This window comes from Bradyrhizobium sp. 170, assembly GCF_023101085.1.
Lineage (GTDB): Bacteria > Pseudomonadota > Alphaproteobacteria > Rhizobiales > Xanthobacteraceae > Bradyrhizobium.
In genome coordinates, this window is sequence record NZ_CP064703.1 from 7,359,642 (window position 1) to 7,378,157 (window position 18,516).

The 18,516-nt window shown below is 63.7% G+C and carries 17 protein-coding genes and 1 other RNA gene; 6 read left to right on the forward strand and 12 right to left on the reverse strand.

The features are described from left to right. Positions 1–218 precede the first annotated feature (218 nt). The 9 genes from IVB05_RS34330 to IVB05_RS34370 form a co-directional block, all read right to left on the reverse strand. Positions 219–419 carry a DUF2065 domain-containing protein gene (locus IVB05_RS34330; RefSeq protein ID WP_247780412.1) on the reverse strand — a complete coding sequence of 67 codons (201 nt, stop codon included), beginning with the start codon at positions 417–419 and terminating at the stop codon, positions 219–221. 92 nt (positions 420–511) lie between these two features. Next, positions 512–1,411 (reverse strand): protease modulator HflC, encoded by a 900-nt coding sequence (locus IVB05_RS34335; RefSeq protein ID WP_247780413.1) that lies wholly within the window; start codon positions 1,409–1,411, stop codon positions 512–514. Next, positions 1,408–2,547, reverse strand: a complete 1,140-nt coding sequence (gene hflK, locus IVB05_RS34340) for an FtsH protease activity modulator HflK (RefSeq protein ID WP_247780414.1) — start codon at positions 2,545–2,547, stop codon at positions 1,408–1,410. The genes IVB05_RS34335 and hflK overlap by 4 nt, the downstream gene beginning before the upstream one ends. 171 nt (positions 2,548–2,718) lie before the next feature. Further along, on the reverse strand, positions 2,719–3,234 hold the full coding sequence (locus IVB05_RS34345) for a dihydrofolate reductase (RefSeq protein WP_247780415.1): 516 nt from the start codon (positions 3,232–3,234) through the stop codon (positions 2,719–2,721). Further along, entirely contained in the window at positions 3,234–3,719 is a 486-nt protein-coding gene (locus IVB05_RS34350) for a GNAT family N-acetyltransferase (RefSeq protein ID WP_247780416.1), read from the reverse strand. The genes IVB05_RS34345 and IVB05_RS34350 overlap by 1 nt, the downstream gene beginning before the upstream one ends. A 22-nt stretch (positions 3,720–3,741) precedes the next feature. Next, entirely contained in the window at positions 3,742–4,536 is a 795-nt protein-coding gene (locus tag IVB05_RS34355; protein ID WP_247780417.1) for a thymidylate synthase, read from the reverse strand. A gap of 173 nt (positions 4,537–4,709) precedes the next feature. Beyond that, the gene (locus IVB05_RS34360; RefSeq protein ID WP_247780418.1) at positions 4,710–5,693 is read right to left on the reverse strand and encodes a tripartite tricarboxylate transporter substrate binding protein BugD; all 984 of its coding nucleotides are present in this window, start codon (positions 5,691–5,693) and stop codon (positions 4,710–4,712) included. Positions 5,694–5,805: 112 nt separating this feature from the next. Then, entirely contained in the window at positions 5,806–7,371 is a 1,566-nt protein-coding gene (locus IVB05_RS34365) for a tripartite tricarboxylate transporter permease (protein WP_247780419.1), read from the reverse strand. A 7-nt stretch (positions 7,372–7,378) separates the two neighbouring features. Next, a complete protein-coding gene (locus IVB05_RS34370) occupies positions 7,379–7,879 on the reverse strand; it encodes a tripartite tricarboxylate transporter TctB family protein (RefSeq protein WP_247780420.1) in 501 nt (166 codons plus the stop codon). A 360-nt stretch (positions 7,880–8,239) separates the two neighbouring features. On the opposite strand from IVB05_RS34370, the gene ssrA reads away from it, so the two are divergent. The 5 genes from ssrA (at position 8,240) to IVB05_RS34395 (ending at position 11,460) form a co-directional block, all read left to right on the forward strand. Next, positions 8,240–8,595: a transfer-messenger RNA gene (gene ssrA / locus IVB05_RS34375) on the forward strand. A gap of 156 nt (positions 8,596–8,751) precedes the next feature. After that, a complete protein-coding gene (locus IVB05_RS34380; RefSeq protein ID WP_247780421.1) occupies positions 8,752–9,267 on the forward strand; it encodes a ClpXP protease specificity-enhancing factor SspB in 516 nt (171 codons plus the stop codon). A 72-nt stretch (positions 9,268–9,339) separates the two neighbouring features. Continuing rightward, on the forward strand, positions 9,340–10,755 hold the full coding sequence (fumC, locus tag IVB05_RS34385) for a class II fumarate hydratase (protein WP_247780422.1): 1,416 nt from the start codon (positions 9,340–9,342) through the stop codon (positions 10,753–10,755). Positions 10,756–11,017: 262 nt separating this feature from the next. Next, positions 11,018–11,206: a DUF4169 family protein gene (locus IVB05_RS34390; RefSeq protein ID WP_247780423.1), complete on the forward strand. Its 189-nt coding sequence runs from the start codon at positions 11,018–11,020 to the stop codon at positions 11,204–11,206. Next, entirely contained in the window at positions 11,203–11,460 is a 258-nt protein-coding gene (locus IVB05_RS34395) for a ribbon-helix-helix domain-containing protein (protein WP_028350320.1), read from the forward strand. The genes IVB05_RS34390 and IVB05_RS34395 overlap by 4 nt, the downstream gene beginning before the upstream one ends. Positions 11,461–11,616: 156 nt before the next feature. Here IVB05_RS34395 and IVB05_RS34400 read toward each other — a convergent pair whose 3' ends face one another. Continuing rightward, positions 11,617–12,213 (reverse strand): tetratricopeptide repeat protein, encoded by a 597-nt coding sequence (locus IVB05_RS34400; protein WP_247780424.1) that lies wholly within the window; start codon positions 12,211–12,213, stop codon positions 11,617–11,619. Between the two features lie 292 nt (positions 12,214–12,505). Between IVB05_RS34400 and IVB05_RS34405 the strand changes: the two genes are divergently transcribed. After that, entirely contained in the window at positions 12,506–14,095 is a 1,590-nt protein-coding gene (locus IVB05_RS34405; protein ID WP_247780425.1) for an ABC-F family ATP-binding cassette domain-containing protein, read from the forward strand. A 201-nt stretch (positions 14,096–14,296) separates the two neighbouring features. Here the strand turns inward: IVB05_RS34405 and IVB05_RS34410 are convergent, their stop codons facing one another. Next, positions 14,297–14,722, reverse strand: a complete 426-nt coding sequence (locus IVB05_RS34410; protein WP_247780426.1) for a hypothetical protein — start codon at positions 14,720–14,722, stop codon at positions 14,297–14,299. 94 nt (positions 14,723–14,816) lie between these two features. Further along, entirely contained in the window at positions 14,817–18,458 is a 3,642-nt protein-coding gene (locus IVB05_RS34415; protein ID WP_247780427.1) for an AsmA-like C-terminal region-containing protein, read from the reverse strand. Between the last annotated feature and the right edge of the window lie 58 nt (positions 18,459–18,516).

An 18,516-nucleotide genomic window follows, 5' to 3' on the forward strand; every position in this document is an offset into this window, starting at 1 on the left:
GGTCCGAGGCGCAAGCATCTGCGCTTGTTATTCCGGCGAAAAACCGGCCCGAGGCGGCTCACGATTGCGTTGACGCCAAAGCTATTTGTGCCCCCAAGGGCACCGCCATTTCAAGGCGCAAAGCCACTTAAGGCGCGCCATTCCACGCCGGAGAATCGACCGGTTCCCGAGGTGCAATGGTGGGGTCGCGTCGTTCGGCCCACCCGGATAGTGAAGCCCTACCGCCGCACGAACCAGATCAGGAGCAGGCCGACGACCGCCGAGACGATACCGACGATCCGCAGGATGTTGTCCGGCGTTGCCAGCGCGCACTTCATCGCCCGGCGCATCCAGGCTGGGCTTGCGGCGAACATCAGGCCCTCGAACACTAAAAGCAGGGCCACACCGATGAGGAAGTCGGCGAACGCTATGGACCTCATCGGAAAACAACCCCCCGCTATTCAGCGCCTTTTGCTTTTATGCCGGCGAAGCGGGCCCGCTTCGCCGTAACGCGCGTATCGCGACCGGATGTCTAAGGCTTCGGTGCCGCGGCCACCGGCGGATGACCGGACGGATTGGCGAAGAAGCGGAAGAACTCGGAGTCGGGCCGCAGCAGGAAACGGGTGTCGTTGGAGCGGAGCCCAGTCTCATAGGCCGACATCGAACGGTAGAAAGCAAAGAAATCCGGATCCCTGCCATAGGCCTCCGCGAACAGCCGGTTGCGTTCGGCGTCGCCGACGCCGCGCGTCTGCTCGGCGGTCGAATTGGCCTCCGCAACGATGACGGTCGCCTCACGATCGGCCCTGGAACGGATCTCCTGCGATTTCTGGCCGCCCTGGGCGCGGAATTCCTGGGCCTCCCGCTCGCGTTCGGTCTGCATGCGCTTGTAGACCGCCTGGCTGTTCTGTTCCGGCAGATCGGCGCGGCGGATACGCACGTCGACCATCTGAATGCCGTACTGATCGGCCTCCTTGTCGAGATAGTCGCGGATGCGCGTCATCAGGTTCTCGCGTTCGTCGCGCACCACAGTGATGAAGGTGACCTCGCCCAGCACGCGGCGCAGCGCCGCGTTCAGCAGCGTGGTGAGCTGGATGTTGGCGGCCTGGATCGAGCCGATGCTCTGATAGAAGCGCAGCGGGTTCTTGATCCTGTAGCGGGCGAAGGCGTCGACGACGAGCCGCTTCTGGTCGGAAGCGATGACTTCCTGCGACGGATTTTCCAGATCGAGGATGCGCTTGTCGATGCTGATGACGGTGTCGATGAACGGCGCCTTGAAGTTAAGGCCCGGCTCCGACACGACATCGACCGGCCGGCCGAGCCGGACCACGAGCGCCTGTTCGGTCTGCGACACCGTGAAGATCGAGCTGTAGCCCACGATCACCGCGAGGAACAGCAGGACCAGGGTGACAATACCTGCAACCGGAGACCTCATCGGGTGCCTCCCTGCTGCTGCTGGCCAGCCGTCGGCGCCGGACGGCGCGGCGTCAGTTCGCTGAGCGGCAGATACGGCACGATGCTCTGTGCGGAGTTGCCGCCGTCATAGACCAGTTTCTCGGAGCCGCCGAGAATCCGCTCCATCGTCTCGAGATAAATTCGTTGCCGCGTCACGTCGGGCGCCTTCTTGTATTCATCATAGACCTTCGTAAATCGCGAGCTCTGGCCCTTGGCCTCGGCGACCGCCTGTTCCTTGTAACCCTCGGCGACCTGGAGGATCTGCGCGGCGCGACCGCGCGCGTCGGGAACGACCCGGTTGGCATAGGTCTGCGCCTCGTTCTGCAGCCGCTCGAAGTCGGCGCGCGCGGCCTGCACGTCGCGGAACGCGTCGATCACCTGCGCGGGCGGGTCGACCTTCTGCATCTGCACCTGCGTGATCTGAACGCCGGAGCCGTAGTGATCCAGCGTCTTCTGCATCAGCTCGTGGACGGCCTGCTCGGTCGTGTTGCGGGCGCCGGTGAGGATCGGCTGGATCTGCGAACGCCCGATCACCTCGCGCATCGCGCTTTCGGCCACCGCCTTCACGGTGCCTTCGGGATTCTGGATGTTGAAGAGATAATTGCCGACGCCGTCGGGCTTGATCCGCCACAACACGGTGAAGTCGACGTCGACGATGTTTTCGTCGCCGGTTAGCATAAGGCTTTCTTCCGGCACGTCCCGCATGGTGCGGCCTCTCCGCGCCGGATCGTCAATCAGCGACATGCCGATCGAGAGGGTGGAGACGCGCAACGCTTTCGGCAGCAGCACGGTCTCGATCGGATAGGGCAGATGATAGTTCAGGCCGGGCTGCACGGTGCGCACATGCTTGCCGAAGCGCAGCACGACGCCGAGTTCTTCCGACTGCACGCGGAAGAATCCGGACAATCCCCAGATCGCCAGCGCGCCAACCAGCACCAGCGCGATGCCCATGCCGCTGAAATGTCCGCCCGGCAGAAGCGCCTGCAGCTTGTCCTGGCCGCGCCGCAGAAGGTCCTCCAGATCGGGAGGCCTCGGCCCGACCGATTGCGGTCCGCCGCCCCATGGTCCCTTGGGACCCTGGCTCCATGGGCCCCCGCCTTGATTCTTCCACGGCATATAAACTCTCCTCTGCGGGGGGCCCGGGTCCGCCTGTTGGGCGGGATGCCTCAGCCTCGCATATCTGACCGGCTTTATAGGGGACCGCTAGGTCCCTTACAACGCAAGCTTCCGGCACGAAGCAGCTATGCTTGACGCCATAATTGTCAATGCAAACATTGGCTAGCGCGGTTAACGCTGTTGGCGCCGACGAAATGTCACATAGGAGAAGTCGGCGCTGTCGTCGGGACCGGCCGGATTCCGCACCCGCGCCACCTCTTCCCAGGCGGTTAGATCGACGGGTGGGAAACGCGTATCGCCGTCGGGCCGGGCGTGCACCTCGGTAATCTCCAGGCGATCCGCGCTTTCCATCCATTGGGCATAGATTTCCGCGCCGCCGATGATGGCGATCTCAGTGGCGAAACGCCGCAGCGCGTCGCCGGTCGCAATGGCCTTGGCGGCGGCGAACGAGGTGGTGACCACGGCACCGGCCGCGCGGTACGCGGCATCGCGCGTCACCACGATATTGGTCCGTCCGGGCAGCGGCCGGCGAGGAAACGACTCGAAGGTCTTGCGGCCCATCACGATCGGCTTTCCCATCGTCATCGCCTTTAACCGCTGCATGTCGGATTTCAGCCGCCACGGAATGGCGCCACCTGCCCCGATCACGCCGTTCTCCGCGACCGCAACGATGAGAACGATTTCCATTACCGCGTCCCTTGCGCCAGCGCCGTCAGATCAGGACCGCCGACCCGGCAAATCGTCCACTCATCCATCAGTTCGGCGCCGAGCGATTTGTAGAATTCGATCGACGGCGTGTTCCAGTCCAGCACCGACCATTGCAAGCGCGACCAGCCGTTTGCGACGCATTCCCTGGCGAGATGCACCAGGAGCGCCTTGCCGATGCCCTTGCCGCGCAGTGCGGGGCGAACGAACAGATCTTCCAGATAGATCCCGGAGCGGCCGCTGAAGGTCGAGAAATTGACGAACCAGACCGCGAAGCCGACGGGGACACCGTCCCATTCGGCGATCTCGCAGAACAATCGCGGATTGGCGCCGAACAGCGCCGCATCGATGTCGGCCTCCGTCGCCTCCATTTCGTGGAGCAGCTTTTCGTATTCGGCGAGTTCGCGCACGAACGACAGGACAAGTCCCGCTTCGCCCGGCCGCGCGCGGCGGATCAGAAGGGACATCAGATGCTCACACCGCTGCTACTCATACGGCAACTTCGGCCTTGATATGCGGGTGCGGATCGTAGCCTTCGAGCGCAAAATCCTCGTAACGGAACGCGAAGATATCCTTCACCTCCGGATTGATCTTCATGACCGGCAATTGACGCGTCGGCCGCGTCAGTTGCAGCCGCGCCTGTTCGAGATGGTTGGAGTAGAGATGCGCATCGCCGAGCGAGTGCACGAAATCGCCGGGCTTCAGGCCCGTTACCTGCGCGACCATCATGGTCAGCAGCGCATAGGACGCGATGTTGAAGGGCACGCCGAGGAACACGTCGGCCGAGCGCTGATAGAGCTGGCAGGACAGCTTGCCGTTCGCGACGTAAAACTGAAACAGGCAGTGACAGGGCGGCAGCGCCATCTTGTCGACATCGGCGGGATTCCAGGCGCTCACGATCAGCCGCCGCGAATCCGGGTTGCGCCTGATCATGTCGATGACGTTGGAAATCTGGTCGATGCTGCGCCCGTCCGGCGCCGGCCACGAACGCCACTGCGATCCGTAGACGGGCCCCAGATCGCCGTTTTCGTCGGCCCATTCATCCCAGATCGAAACGCCGTTGTCCTTTAGATATTTGATGTTGGTGTCGCCGGCGAGAAACCACAGCAATTCGTGCACGATCGCCTTCAGCGGCAACCGCTTGGTGGTCAGCATCGGAAACCCGGCCGACAGGTTGAAACGCATCTGGTGGCCGAAGACCGACAGCGTGCCGGTGCCGGTGCGATCGTGCTTTTCCGCGCCGTCTGAGAGGATACGTTCAAGCAGATCGTGGTACTGGTTCATGGCAGGTGCTTCAGGCCTTTTCAGGACGGCGAATTTAGCGGCCGGGACATCCGATCGACACGCCGATTCGGCCCCTCGCAGCGATTATACCCGGAAAAATGATCATCCCCTGCGCAAACGACAAGGGGCGGAACCTGCGTCCCGCCCCTCGCCCATTGTCTTGATTGTATGGGTTAATTCACCGCTTTGAGCACCGGCGTCCACTTGGCGATTTCATTCTTCACCAGAGTTCCCAGCGCCGCAGGCGTACGCTCGGCAGGAGCCGGGATCACACTGCCGAGATCGAGCAGTCGCTTGCGCACGCCCTCGTCTTCCAGCGCCTTGACGATCGCGGCGTTCAGCTTGGCGACGACATCCGCGGGCGTTCCCTTCGGCGCGAAAATCGCGTTCCACGCCTGGGCCTGGAAGGCCGGCAGCCCGGCCTCGGCGGTGGTCGGAACATTGGGTAGCGACGGATTGCGCTCGGCCGTCGCCACGGCATAGGCCTTGATGGTGCCGCCGTTGACCTGCGGTACCGCGTTGACGATCTGGTCGCACATGTAATCGACCTGCCCGCCCACCAGCGCGTTCATCGCCGGACCGGTGCCGTTGAAGGGAACGCCGATCGGCTTGACTCCCAGGATCGAGTTCAGCAATTCGCACGACACATTCGAAACCGAGCCGACGCCGGCATGCGCCGCGTTGACCTTGGATTCATTCGCTTTCACATAGGTCATGAATTCCTTGAGGTCCTTCGGCGGGAAATCCTTCCGCGCCAGGATCAGGATCGGGGTGCCGGCGAGCAGGCCGACCGGCTCGAAATCCTTCTCGGGGTGATAGGCGAGCTTGGGGTACAGCGGCACGGAAGCTGCGTGTGTTCCCATATGCCCTGTTATCAACGTATAGCCATCATTGGTGGCCTTCGATGCGCGCGTGGTGGCGGTGGTGCCGCCGGCGCCGACGACGTTCTCGATGATGATGGCTTGACCGAGCGTCTGCGCCATATGGCCGGTGACGATGCGCGCGATGACATCGGTCGGACCGCCAGCCGCGAACGGCACGATCATGGTGATGCTGCGCGTCGGATAGGCCTGAGCCTGAGCCTGCGAAGAAGACAAGCCCATTCCGGCAAGCACTGCCAGAAAACCGCTCGCGAGCGAGCGACCGTACCAATTCATTTTGACCTCCCGATATCCGTTGCAACGCCGAACCCGCCGGCCGGCATTTTCCATGGCATAGAAAATTAGCCCGAAGTCGACCAGACTTCGGGCTGCGGCGCACCGACGCAGGTCAGTTTTCTGACTCCACGAACACCTCGTCGCGCTTCTTGCGCAACGAAGGCAGTACCGCAAGCACAAGCAGGGCCGCAGCAATCGCCATCAGCACCGCCGACAACGGGCGGGTCAGGAACACTGACCAGTCGCCGCGCGAGATCAGAAGCGCCCGCCGCAGGTTCTCTTCCATCAACGGCCCGAGCACCATGCCGAGCAGCAACGGCGCCGGCTCGAAATCGTGCTTGATCAGCCAGTAGCCGACCAGCCCGAACGCACCGGCGAGCATGACGTCGACCGGAGCGTTGTTCACCGAGTAGATGCCGATGGAACAGAAGATCACGATGGACGGGAACATCAGGCGATACGGCACCCGCAGCAGCCGCACCCAGATGCCGACCAGTGGCAGGTTGATGATGAGCAGCATCAAATTGCCGACCCACATCGAGGCGATCATGCCCCAGACGAGTTCCGGCTGCTTCTGCATCACCTGAGGACCGGGCACGATGCCGTGAATGGTCATCGCGCCGACCATCAGCGCCATCACCGCGTTCGGCGGAATGCCGAGCGTCAAGAGCGGGATGAACGAGGTCTGGGCGGCGGCGTTGTTGGCGCTTTCGGGCGCCGCAACGCCCTGGATCGCGCCGCGGCCGAACTTCTGCGGTGTTTTCGATATCTTCTTTTCGAGCGTGTAGGCCGCGAACGATGCGATCACGGCGCCGCCGCCCGGCAGAATACCGAGGATCGATCCGAGCACTGTGCCGCGCCCGATCGCGGGCGCCGCATCCTTGAGATCCTTTGCCGTCGGCATCAGGCCCGAGACCTTTTGCTGAACCAATTGGCGGTCGCTTTCGCCGCCGGCATCGAGATTGCGGATGATCTCCGCAAACCCGAACAGCCCCATCGCCACCGTGGCGAAGCCGAGACCGTCGGCCAGTTCGGGAATGTTGAAGGCCATGCGCGATGCGCCGGTTTCGATGTCGGATCCCACCATCGACAGCAGCAGGCCCAACACGATCATCGCGATCGCCTTCAGCACCGAGCCCTTCGCGAGCACGACCGCGAAAATCAGGCCGAGCACCATCAGCGAGAAGTATTCGGCAGGCCCGAATGCCAGCGCGAGCTTGGTGAGCGGCGCGCCCAGCACGGCGATCAGAACGGTCGCGACGCAGCCGGCGAAAAACGAGCCGATTGCAGCGATCGCCAGCGCCGGACCGGCGCGGCCCTGTTTGGCCATCTGGAAGCCATCGAGCGCGGTGACCACAGACCCGGCCTCTCCGGGGATGTTGACCAGGATCGACGTGGTCGAGCCGCCATACTGCGCACCGTAATAGATGCCGGCCAGCATGATCAGCGCGCCCACCGGCGGCAGGCCAAACGTAATCGGAAGCAACATGGCCACCGTGGCGATGGTACCGATGCCCGGCAGCACGCCCACGAGCGTGCCGACCAGCGCACCGATCAGGCACAGCAGAATGTTGACGGGGATCGGAATGGAAGTCCCGCCAAGGAATGCGGGCGTCCATTGCACGAGGTTGAAAACGACACCGAAGCCGAGGCCAAGGTTTGAGAAAACATCTCCCATCACGCCCTCACCGGATCAAGAAAGTCGGCAGAAGCTGCAGAGGCAGGCCCAGCGCATAAGGAAACAAAAGGCTGCAGAACGCCGTCAGGCAGGCGCCGACGATCAGCGTTTCTACCCACCGCGTTTCCGGTGTGCCGCATGCCGCGATGACGAAGCTTGCCATGGCCGCGAAGATCATTCCCATCGGCCGGATCGTGAAGGCAAACGATAGGATCGCCAGCGACACGAACAGAGGGCCCCGCCAGTGGTATTTCGCAAGGTGAGCGCCTTCGCTCAAAACGCCGACGACGGCGATGGCGGCGCCCAGGCCCAGCAGCAGAAATCCGAACATCCGCGGCGCGGTGCCGGCGCCGAACGAGAAACCGCGCATGCCTTGCAGATCGCTCGACGCCCAAAGGGCGAACAAGGCGATAGCCATCAGGGCTATTCCGCCGACGAAATCCTGCGGGCCGCGAACCCATTTCGGCAAGATCGATTTGACCGGCTCCTGGCCGGGCGTGGCGTTCATGGATACTCCTCCCCCAAAGCGGGCTTGAGCCCGTTGCTTGGATAACCTGAATACTTGTCCCGGAAACTTGCTAGCGAGTTTCCTTGGACAACGCCAGCAAAACCCAAAGTCTCAAGGTTGCAATCAGGCCCGGCAAAGGGCCGCAGATCGCAACCATCGCGATTGGAGCACCGCGGCCTCCCGAGTGATTGGCGATCAGCAGCGCGATCCGCGCGGCCGGTGGCGATAATTCGTGCACGCCGGGACGTAAACCCGCCCCGTCGCATTTTCGGGAATGGTCGAATTCGTGGCGAAACCGCAACTTGGCGACATCAAACCGAAAGTATTACCCCGCGTTCCCCACTCGTTAAGCCGCCTTCGGCCCTATTTTTCTCCAAACTTGCACCCTATATTGGGGGTGCCGGTTCGCCGGCTATGGAAATAAATGACCGTCGCAATAAACCATTCGGACCCGGGGGCAGTACCCGGCGCCTCCACCCAAGCCCACCCCTCGTGCGGGTTTCGGCGGGGGCGAACCAGGATCGACGAGGGCGTAAAGGGCGAGTTTTTTCTCGGTATGGTTCCGCCGTTATCGGGCTATGCAATAGTTGCAAACGACAACTATGCTCCGGTTGCTCAGGCTGCGTAACGCAGTTTGAAAAACCAAGTCTAAAGTCCTGGTGGGTTAAGCTCCGCTAGGCGGGGTTCGGAGGCACCTGGCAACAGAAGCCTCCACTTTATTCTTTCATTTCCGGCCGACGACGCCGTTCTGCCGCAAATTCGCTCCGTCACGCCTGCTGACCTGCGGCTCCCGCCGGGGTAGCATGGGGCAAGGGGGCGAGTCGGGAGACCGGCGGCCATCCAACGTAACAGGACGACCATACAGGACGACCATGGCGACCGATCATATCCGTTATGACGTGCTGGCGCGCGACGCGCTGCGCGGGGTGCTGCGCCGCGTGCTGACCGACGCCGCCGAACACGGCCTGCCGGGCGAGCATCATTTCTTCATCACCTTCCTGTCCACCGCCGACGGCGTGAAGCTGTCGCCGCGGCTTTTGGCGCAATATCCGGAAGAGATGACGATCATCCTGCAGCATCAGTTCTGGGATCTGGTGGTGACCGAGGATCGTTTCGAGGTCGGCCTGTCGTTCGGCGGCATCCCCGAGCGGCTGGTGGTGCCGTTCGCGGCGATCAAGAGTTTTCTCGATCCCTCGGTGCAGTTCGGCCTGCAATTCGAGCCGTCGGAAGCCACGGCAGAAACGCCTGCAGCGAAGCTGCCGGCTGTCCCCGCTCCGTCCGCCCTGCCCGTCGCCGCGCCGGAGCCCGCCGCGGAAAGCAAGGACGAGCCGGCGAAGACGGGCGAAGGCGCGGAAGTGGTGCGGCTGGATCGCTTCCGCAAGAAATAATCCAAGCGCGAGAAAATCGGCTACGCTGTAGTGTAAACGTTCCGCCACTTCACGGCGCAACGGACATCACGCATGGCTCGATCAGAAACATCCGGAAACAAATCCGCCCGCAGTGAGACCGACAGCTTCGGTCCGATCGACGTTCCCGCCGACCGCTATTGGGGCGCGCAGACCGAACGCTCGCGGCAGAATTTCAAGATCGGCCATGACCGCATGCCGATGCCGGTCGTCCATGCGCTCGGCCTCGTCAAACTCGCCTCTGCCCAAACCAACCGGGAACTCGGCTTGCTCGATGCGCGCCGCGCCGGGGCCATCATCCGCGCCGCGCGCGAGGTGATCGAAGGCAAGCTCGACGATCACTTTCCCCTGGTCGTCTGGCAGACCGGCTCCGGCACCCAGAGCAACATGAACCTCAACGAGGTGATCGCCAACCGCGCCAACGAGTTGCTGGGCGGCAAACTCGGCGCCAAGGAGCCGGTTCATCCCAACGATCACGTCAACATGAGTCAGTCGTCGAACGATTCGTTTCCGACGGCGATGCATATCGCCGCCGCGGGACGCATCATCGCCGACCTGATTCCGGCGCTCATCGAGCTGCATCGCGAATTGCGCAAGAAGGAAAAGGCGTTCGCAAAAATCGTCAAGATCGGGCGAACCCACACCCAGGACGCAACGCCGCTGACGCTCGGACAGGAATTCTCGGGCTATGCTGCGCAGGTCGAGAGCGGCGTGGCGCGGCTGCGCATCGCGGTGAAGGATTTGTTCCCGCTGGCGCAAGGCGGAACTGCTGTCGGCACCGGCCTCAACTCGAAACCGAGATTTGCAAAACTGTTTGCCAGGCACGTCGCGAAAATCACAAAACTGCCCTTCACCAGCGCGCCAAACAAATTCGAGGCGCTGGCTTCCAACGACGCCTATGTCATGGTGCATGGCGTGATCAATTCGGTGGCGACCGGCCTGTTCAAGATCGCCAACGACATTCGCCTGCTGGGCTCGGGCCCGCGTTCCGGTCTCGGCGAATTGATTTTGCCGGAAAACGAACCGGGCTCGTCGATCATGCCCGGCAAGGTCAACCCGACCCAGTGCGAAGCGATGACCATGGTCTGCTGTCAGGTGTTCGGCAACCAGACAGCTGTCACCGTTGCCGGCAGCCAGGGACATTTCGAATTGAATGTTTACAAGCCCGTGCTGGCATATTGTATGATGCATTCCATTCAACTGCTGTCGGACGCGGCGCGCTCGTTCACCGAACATTGCGTGGTGGGCATACGCGCCGATGAAAAGCGAATTCGCGATTTGATGGAGCGCTCGCTGATGCTGGTCACCGCGCTGGCTCCCAAGATCGGATACGACAACGCGGCGAAGGTCGCCAAATCGGCGCACGCGCGCGGAACAACATTGAAGGAAGAGGCTGTGCGCCTCGGATTTGTCAACGCCGCCGAATTCGAACGTCTGGTGCAGCCGGACAAAATGACACACCCGGGCTGAGTGCCCCCGGGAAACTACGGGTGAGAAGTATGAATTATGGATCATACCTGAAGAATGAGGTTGATCATCTATCGCGGTTGCGTTGACGCATGGTAGGAGCAGGAATTATTCGGTTTTCGCAGAGCGAAATATATTTTTTGATGCTATCAAAGAGCGCTACACGGGGATTCCGAATGACCATTCAATTTGCCAGCGCACGACACGATTTTTTTCCAGCCAATGAATTATCATGCCTTCGAGTCGCCGGATGATGGAGGCGAACATGGCAGACGTGATCAACCTGAAGCGATTCAAGAAGCGTAACGAACGGGAACAATCGGCAAGGCAGGCCGACGCCAACCGTGCGCGCTTCGGTCGGACCAAGGCCGAACGCGCTCTCGATGAACATCGCAAGGATCGCGCCGGCGATCTTTTGGACCAGCACAAGCTCGATGACGGAGACGCGTCATGAAGTCACCCGTCGTCAAGCGCTCGATCGTGGTCGCCGGCCACAAGACCAGTGTCAGCCTCGAAGAGGCGTTCTGGAACGGCATGAAGGAAATCTCGGGGCTGCGGAACATGACCTTGTCCGAGCTGGTCGGCGAGATCGACAGCAACCGCCAGCAGGGCAATCTGTCCTCGGCGATCCGTCTCTTCGTGCTGGACTATTTCCGCACCCGCGCCATGCCGGCTGCCGCGCCGGACGCACCGCGGCCGCAGGCCTAGAGCATTATCGGTTCTGATTGCATCAGAACCGAAGCTCCAGATTCTTGTTTTGACGCGTTTTCTTCACGCGAACCGGCACCCACTTCGCTCGAAAACGCTATGCCTTCGATCAGGGCGAGCGCGTCAGAGGGCGCGCCCCCTGCTCGATCGCAACGCTCAATAAACGAGTCCGGTGCCGGGCGGCTTTTCGAGCGCCGCGGCCAGCGAGCGATATTCCTCGCATCCCGTGCCGCAAATCGCCGCGATGCGGGTCAGATGATACGACGCCTGATCGCGATTGCCCTGCTCGATCTGCCACAGGCCGTAATACTGCCAGGTCAGCACGTGGTTCGGGTCCGCCTTCAGCGCGCGCTCGTACCAGGTCTGCGACAGCCTGTAATCGCCGAGCTTGCGATAGGAATAGCCGATCAGGTTGGCGACGCCGGCGTTGTCGTCGCGGCCGAGCGCCTTGAGCTGATCGATGGCGGCAGCATAATCGTTGCGCTCGTAGATCGTCGCGTGAGCCGCACGGTATCCTTGCCGGAAGGAGGCATCGTCGGCGCTCGACTGTTTGGTGGGCTTCTTTTTGGATTTGGAGCTCGACCTGGGAGCGGACCTGGTGTCGGGCGGCGGCGGGCTGGCCGAAGGCGGATCACCGCCGCCGCCGCCGCCTCCACCGCCGCCTGCGGCAAAGGCCGGAACGGATGGCGGCGATGCGATCAGAGCCACTGAAAACAGTGCCAGCGTTGCGAGCTTGATAGCTGATTTCAACATGCGAACCCTCCGGTTTTCCTGCGTGAGCGAATCCATGGTCCAGCCGCAGGTACAGACCCCGCCGGGCGGCAAGTATTCCGCCTGCCGCGCAGAGGCGCTGCGCGTTGCGGCAGGCTGGACGAATGACGGCAATGTATCTAATTGATTGGTCGTTGCGGTTCCCTGCCTAGCTGGCGGGCGGAACCCGACGACCGACGGAAGAAGACCCGTCACAGAGAAAGGCTGGAGAGAGAAATGGACATCGCAAAGCTGACCGCGCCCTGCGACCTCAGTCCATTTTCGGAAGCTCTCCATGCCTGCCTTTCTCGTTCTGGATTCCATCTCGCTCGCCACGCCTGACGGACGCCCGCTGTTCGATGGATTGACGCTTGCCATCGGGCGCGAGCGCACCGGCCTTGTCGGCCGCAACGGCTGCGGCAAATCCACATTGCTTCGCCTGATCGCGGGCCAGATCGAACCTGCAGGCGGATCGCTGCAACGCATCGGCTCGATCGGCATGCTCGCGCAGCTGACCGATGAACGGCTGACGGTCGACCAGGCGCTCGGCGTCGCCGGCGATCTTGCCCGGCTGCGCCGGCTCGAACGCGGCCAGGGATCGATTCAAGGATCGCTTGATGACGCCACCGAAGCGGATTGGACGCTGGAAGCGAGAATACAGGCGGCGCTGACTGATGCCGGGCTGGCGTCGTTGCCGCTGCATCGCCCGATCATCTCCTTGAGCGGCGGCGAGCGAACGCGCCTCGCGCTGGCGCGCCTCCTGATCGAGGCGCCGGATCTGCTGCTGCTGGACGAACCCACCAACAATCTCGACGCTGACGGCCGGCAGGCCGTGGCGCAGCTGCTCGAACGCTGGCAGGGCGGCATCCTCGTCGCCAGCCATGACCGCGCGCTGCTGGAACGCGTCGACCGCATCGTCGAACTGACGCCGATCGGCATCAGCATATTCGGCGGCGCGTGGTCGACCTTTGCCGAGGCGCGCGAGGCGGCCCGCGCCCGCGCCGCCGATGACCTCGACCGCGCCTCGGATGCCCTGCGCAACACCGAACGCGCGCTGCAGAAGGGGCGCGAAAAGAAGGCACGCCGCGACAAGGCCGGCCGCGCCTGGCGCGCCAAGGGCATCGAGGACAAGATGTTCATGGACCGCGAGAAGGAGCGCGCCGAGAACAGCGCCGCGCGCGAAAGCCAGCTCGCCGGCCGCCTGCTCGGCGAGCGTGTCGAGGCGCTGGAAATGGCCAGGGCGCAAGTCGAGATCCTGACGCCGCTTTCGATCGCGTTGCCGCGCACCCATCTGCCGGGCGGGCGCGAACTCATCGCCTTCAAGGACGTGGCGATGGCTTTTGGAGAGCGCCATCTGTTCGGACCGCTGTCATTCGAGGTTCGCGGACCCGAGCGGATCGCCATCCGCGGCGCCAACGGTTCTGGCAAGACCACCTTGTTCCGCCTGCTCACCGGCGAGCTGAAACCTGCGAGCGGCGACGTTGGCCGCCGCACCGACCGCATTGCCGTGTTCGATCAGCATATCGGCCTGCTCGATCCCGGGCTGAGCATTCTCGACAATCTGCGCCGCCTGAATCCGGAGCTCTCGGCCAACGCGGCCCACGCGGCGCTGGCGCGGTTTGCATTCCGTAACCGGGCGGCGCTGCAGATCGCGGCCAGGCTCTCAGGCGGCGAGCGGCTGCGCGCAGGCCTCGCCTGCGTATTCGCGCGCCCGCAACCGCCGTTCGTCCTGCTGCTGGACGAGCCGACCAACCATCTCGATCTCGCTTCCATCGAGGAACTGGAAAATGCGCTGAAAGGATTCGACGGCGCGCTGATCGCCGTCAGCCATGACGAGGCATTTCTGCAGGCGATCGGAATCGGGCGCGAGATCGTGCTCGGCTAGGCACACTCATAAGACCGGCGGCGCAACTACAGAAGCAATGTGTGTCCTGCCCTTAAAGCGACGCGGTTACCGCACCACAGTGAAGTGATACGAAGGGCCGGGCGAACAACGCTGACACCGCTACGCCACAGCCGAACGTGGCATCCCCTGCGTCCCATTGCAAACGTCCGCTTCGGCAAATATTGACCGAAAGTGGACCCTCTACAAACCGCGTGTGGTAGCTTTCCAGAACTTATCCATCGCTAAGCAATGTTCTTTGGACTTTGGTCCTAGAAAGCTGACCAGCGCCCTGAAATCGAATGCTCTCTTGCCGTCTGCATGCTGCAATGATTCAAGAAAGCCTGTCGACAAAGCGATCTGTTCTTCGGCAGAACCATTCTCTAGCGCCTGCTCACACAGCTCAAAGACGGATTTCATCGTGTCTTTTGGCAGCTGCTCGAAATGCTCGACGATAGCGTGTGCCAATCCTGCGCCAGCGACTGTTACAGGCACCACCTCAGGTGACCACTCCGCCTTCAGCGTATCGAGCGACTCTTTCAGTTGCGGCGCTAGACCTGCAATGCGATCAAGATAGCAATGATCTGTAGGCATGCGTTCAAATATGTCGGAGCTATCTGACGGCTGCAAGGAGTCATTTTCGACCGAGTACTGCCCGCCATTTGATATCTGCTTTGCCTCAAAAGCGACCCGCTGCCGATGGCTGCGCTAGTCAGTCCGCGCCCTAATTGGAACGCGGCGGCGGATTGCCCACTTGCGGCGTCAGCGCCAGCGGCGGACGCGGTTTCGCTTTGGCGGCTCCTGGTGCGGGCTTCACGTCGATCGGCGGCGGCAGCGGAGCAACCAGCGGCTGGCCTGCGACGGGTGCCGGCGGCGCATTGACGACGGGCGGACGCGGCGCCGTGGTCTTCTTCGCCGGCGGCCGCCGTGGATCGCGGCCGCCCTTTGTCTGGGTCGCCGGCGTGATTGGCGCGGCCTCCGGGATCGGCAATTGTCCATCCACGGGCGGCAGCACGATCGGCGCCGGCGCCGGCGGCGGCGGCTCGCCTCGTTCGATCGCATCGAGCCTTCGGGTTTCGTGATCGATCGCACGCACCGCCAGCCACGATGACAAAGGGGCAACGTCGACGCTGCGGCTGAGCGCGTCGGGCGTGCCGACCGCGAGCAGTTGAATCTCCGGACGTCCGGTCGTCATCGTCAAGGAAAGCGCGGCGCGGATATCGGCCTGATCGGCGGCGATATCGTATCCGCCGGAGACGGTGGCGCGCACGCCATTGCCGTCCAGCGTCGTGGCGCCCACGCGAAACCGGCCGTCCCTGACGGTGAACGGGATTTGCGCGGAAGGAACCGCAAGCGCGCCGGCCGGAAGAGCGGCTTCGACGATCTGCTTCAGTCGGACGTCGTCCTTTGCCTGCCCGCTGTCATTGGCGCGGACAGCCACTTCGAAGGCGCGCGGATCGAGGCCTGAGATCCTGGCCGCTTCCAGCGTCAGCGTTCCGCTGCCGGACAGCGCGCCCGCCAGCGCCGAGGCGCTGCGGCCCTGGCTCGTCAGCGTCATCTGCATCGACGCGCGGCCGGCCGGCATCGCGAGGTTGCGATAGCGCAGCGCCGTGCCGTCGACGCCGGAGAACTGGATACTCGCGTTCAACGCAATGCCGTTCGCGCCTGGCTTCGCATCCATACTGGCGCTGACATCGCCGCCGCCGATCTTGGCTTTGATGGCATCGAAGCTCAGCGACTGGCCGTCGCTCTTGATCATCCCGCTCACCGGCTGCAATTCGCTTCCGCCCGGCAGCACGCCGCGCAGCGCCTGAAACGCGATCCTGCCGCGCCAGCCCTTCGCCAGGCCAGTGCCGAGCGGCTCGGCGGCATCGTGTCCGGCGGCGCCGAGCGCCAGGGCGAAGGCCGGCGCCAGCGCGAGCTGATCGGCGCCGATTTCACCCTCGATCTCCTTCTCCTCGCCGAGCGTCACGGCCACGCTGCCGCGCAGGCGCGAACCGCCGGCGCTGCTGTCGAGGTCGTCGAAGGTCAGCCTGTTCCCGGTGAGCTGCACGCGCGAAGACAGGCCGATGTTCTGCGCCAGCGTATCCGCCGGCTTGAGATCGAGCAGCGGCCCGAAATCGGCGCGGCGAACTTTCAAGGAGAGAGTGGCCTTGGCCTCCTGTGCCCACGGTTCGGCGGAGCCTTCCGCTTCGGCTTCAAGTCCCGTTCCCGAGATCTTTGCCTTGAGGCGCAACGGCGCGCCCCACGCGCCCACAGCGCTGCCCTCGAATTGCGCCGGGCCGTCGCCCGCCGCCACGGCGCGATCGAGGCCGAGCAGGACAAGCAAGGCGCGGCCTTGCTCGGACGACAATCTGGATTCGATCCCGACGTCGCTCTGCCGGAGCGCGGCAAGATCGATGCCCTGGATTGCCGCCACAGTTGGCCTTGCGGTGATCGTGCTGACGCCCTTGAGCAACGGCGAGTCGAGATCGGCTGTGGCGCGCGCCTGGACGCGATCGGACTGCCCGGCACTCCTGGTGAGGTCGAGCGCCAGTTTCAGGCGCGCCGGGCCCGGGCTGGTCCCCACCGCATTGAGCCGCGCGGCCAGCGCCGGTGAAAAGGGAACGATCAGGCTGGTCAACCGAGCGAGCGAAGCGGCGCTCGAATTGAGCGCGAACCATCCGGTCGCGTTAACGCGGTCGAAATTGCCCGCGCCGTCCAGCGTCACGCTTTCAAGCTGGCCGATCTTCAACTGCTCGAGCGATATTTTTGTCGGCGAGTAGGCCAGTCTGGCGAGCAGCGGACTCAGCTCCTGCCCGGCGGAGATGGCGCGGCCGATATCGAGCGATAACTTTGCCTCATCCGGCCACTCGCCTTGCGGCCCCGCCAGCGACCGCGCAAAGGCCGTGGCGGCATCGAGATCGAGCCGCTCCGCCTTCAGTTCCGCATCGACCCGGGAGCCGTGAATTGCTTGCCGGTGCGACACCACCACCCTCCCCTCCACCGTGCCGCCCTCGATGTCGGCCTTCATGGCGTCGATGGCAAAGCCCTCAGGCGCGACGGTCACGTCGCCGCGCAGCCGAAGCGGCTTCTGGCTGCGATAGGCGATCTCGCCGCGGCCCTGCAGCCAGGTCAGCAGCGCCTCGGGATCGGAGGATTCGACGCTGAGCGCAGCCTTGAACCGCTCCGGCGTAACGCTCTTCGCACTGGCCTCGTTGAGTGAAACCCTGGTCGCGCCGGGCGCGCGGAACTCCAGTCTTCGGAGGCTCCAGGATTTGTCGTCGCCATGCAGCTCGGCAGCGATGTCCTGCAACGGGCGGCCGCCGAGCATGACCTGCTCGGAAGCGAGTTCGATCTGCGCGGGGATCGGCAGATGCGGAATGACTGATGTGAGCGCGCGCAGCGATGGTAACGCGCGAGCAGGTTCGGTGGAATTGTCCTTGGTGACGAATCTGTCGGCATCGAGCTGGCGCGCCGAGAGCGCCGCACGCAACAGCAGCTCCGCGCCGAAGCGGATGTCGCCGCTGCCTGAGAGCTTCAGCGCGCGCTCCTCGGGGCCATAGGTCACCTCGACCTGTTCGAGCCGCGCCGCCGAATAATCGGCCTTGACCTTCGCGGCGATGCGCCACGGTGGATCGTTGCCCTTGCCCTTCTGGCCGGGAGGAGCGACGAGCGTCATCGCGCCTTCGAAGCGCGGCGCACGGGCATCGAAATTCAGGATGCCGTCGAGATCGATGGCGAGCGCGCGCTGGCCCGGGTCGATATTGAGGTGAACGCGGGTGCCGTTGCCGTCGGGGCCCTGCCCCGAGGAAACGCGAAACGGATAGCGCGTGCCCGACAGCATGAAGTTGCCGTCGCCGCGGACCGAGCCGGCCAGCGACCGCACGTCGCCACTGAAGGCGATATCGTTCAGTTCGAGCGTGCTGCGGCTGGCTGCGTCATGCAAGGCGATGCGCCCGGTGAGATTGAGCCGGTCAATCGCCAGCGAACCCAGATTGACCGTCCCGGTCGATGCCGGCCAATCGATGCGTCCCTTGGCGTCGAGCCCGAGATCGAGCGACATGCCGTTGATCGTCAGTTCGGTCGCGCGCACCTCGCCGCGCATCAGCGAGCCCAGGCTGAATTCCACGTCGAGCTTGTCGGCGCGAACCTTGCCGAGATCGTTGGCGCCGCCGACCACGACCGACCGCAGTTGCAGCGACGGCGCCGGCAACAGCCGTGCGTCGAGCTTGCCGCCGACCCGGACCGGCGCGCCGACGATCCGCGTCGCCTCGGCCTCGAAATGCGGCCGGAACTGGTTCCAGTCAATGAAATATGGCCCGACAAGCGCGGCAATCAACGCAATGATGAAGGCGATTGCCAGGCCGAGCAGCGTCGTCTGCACGGTATCTCCCCTTGAACCGCCCCGGCGCGCAGGCCGCGCTACGCCGAACCCGGCCCCG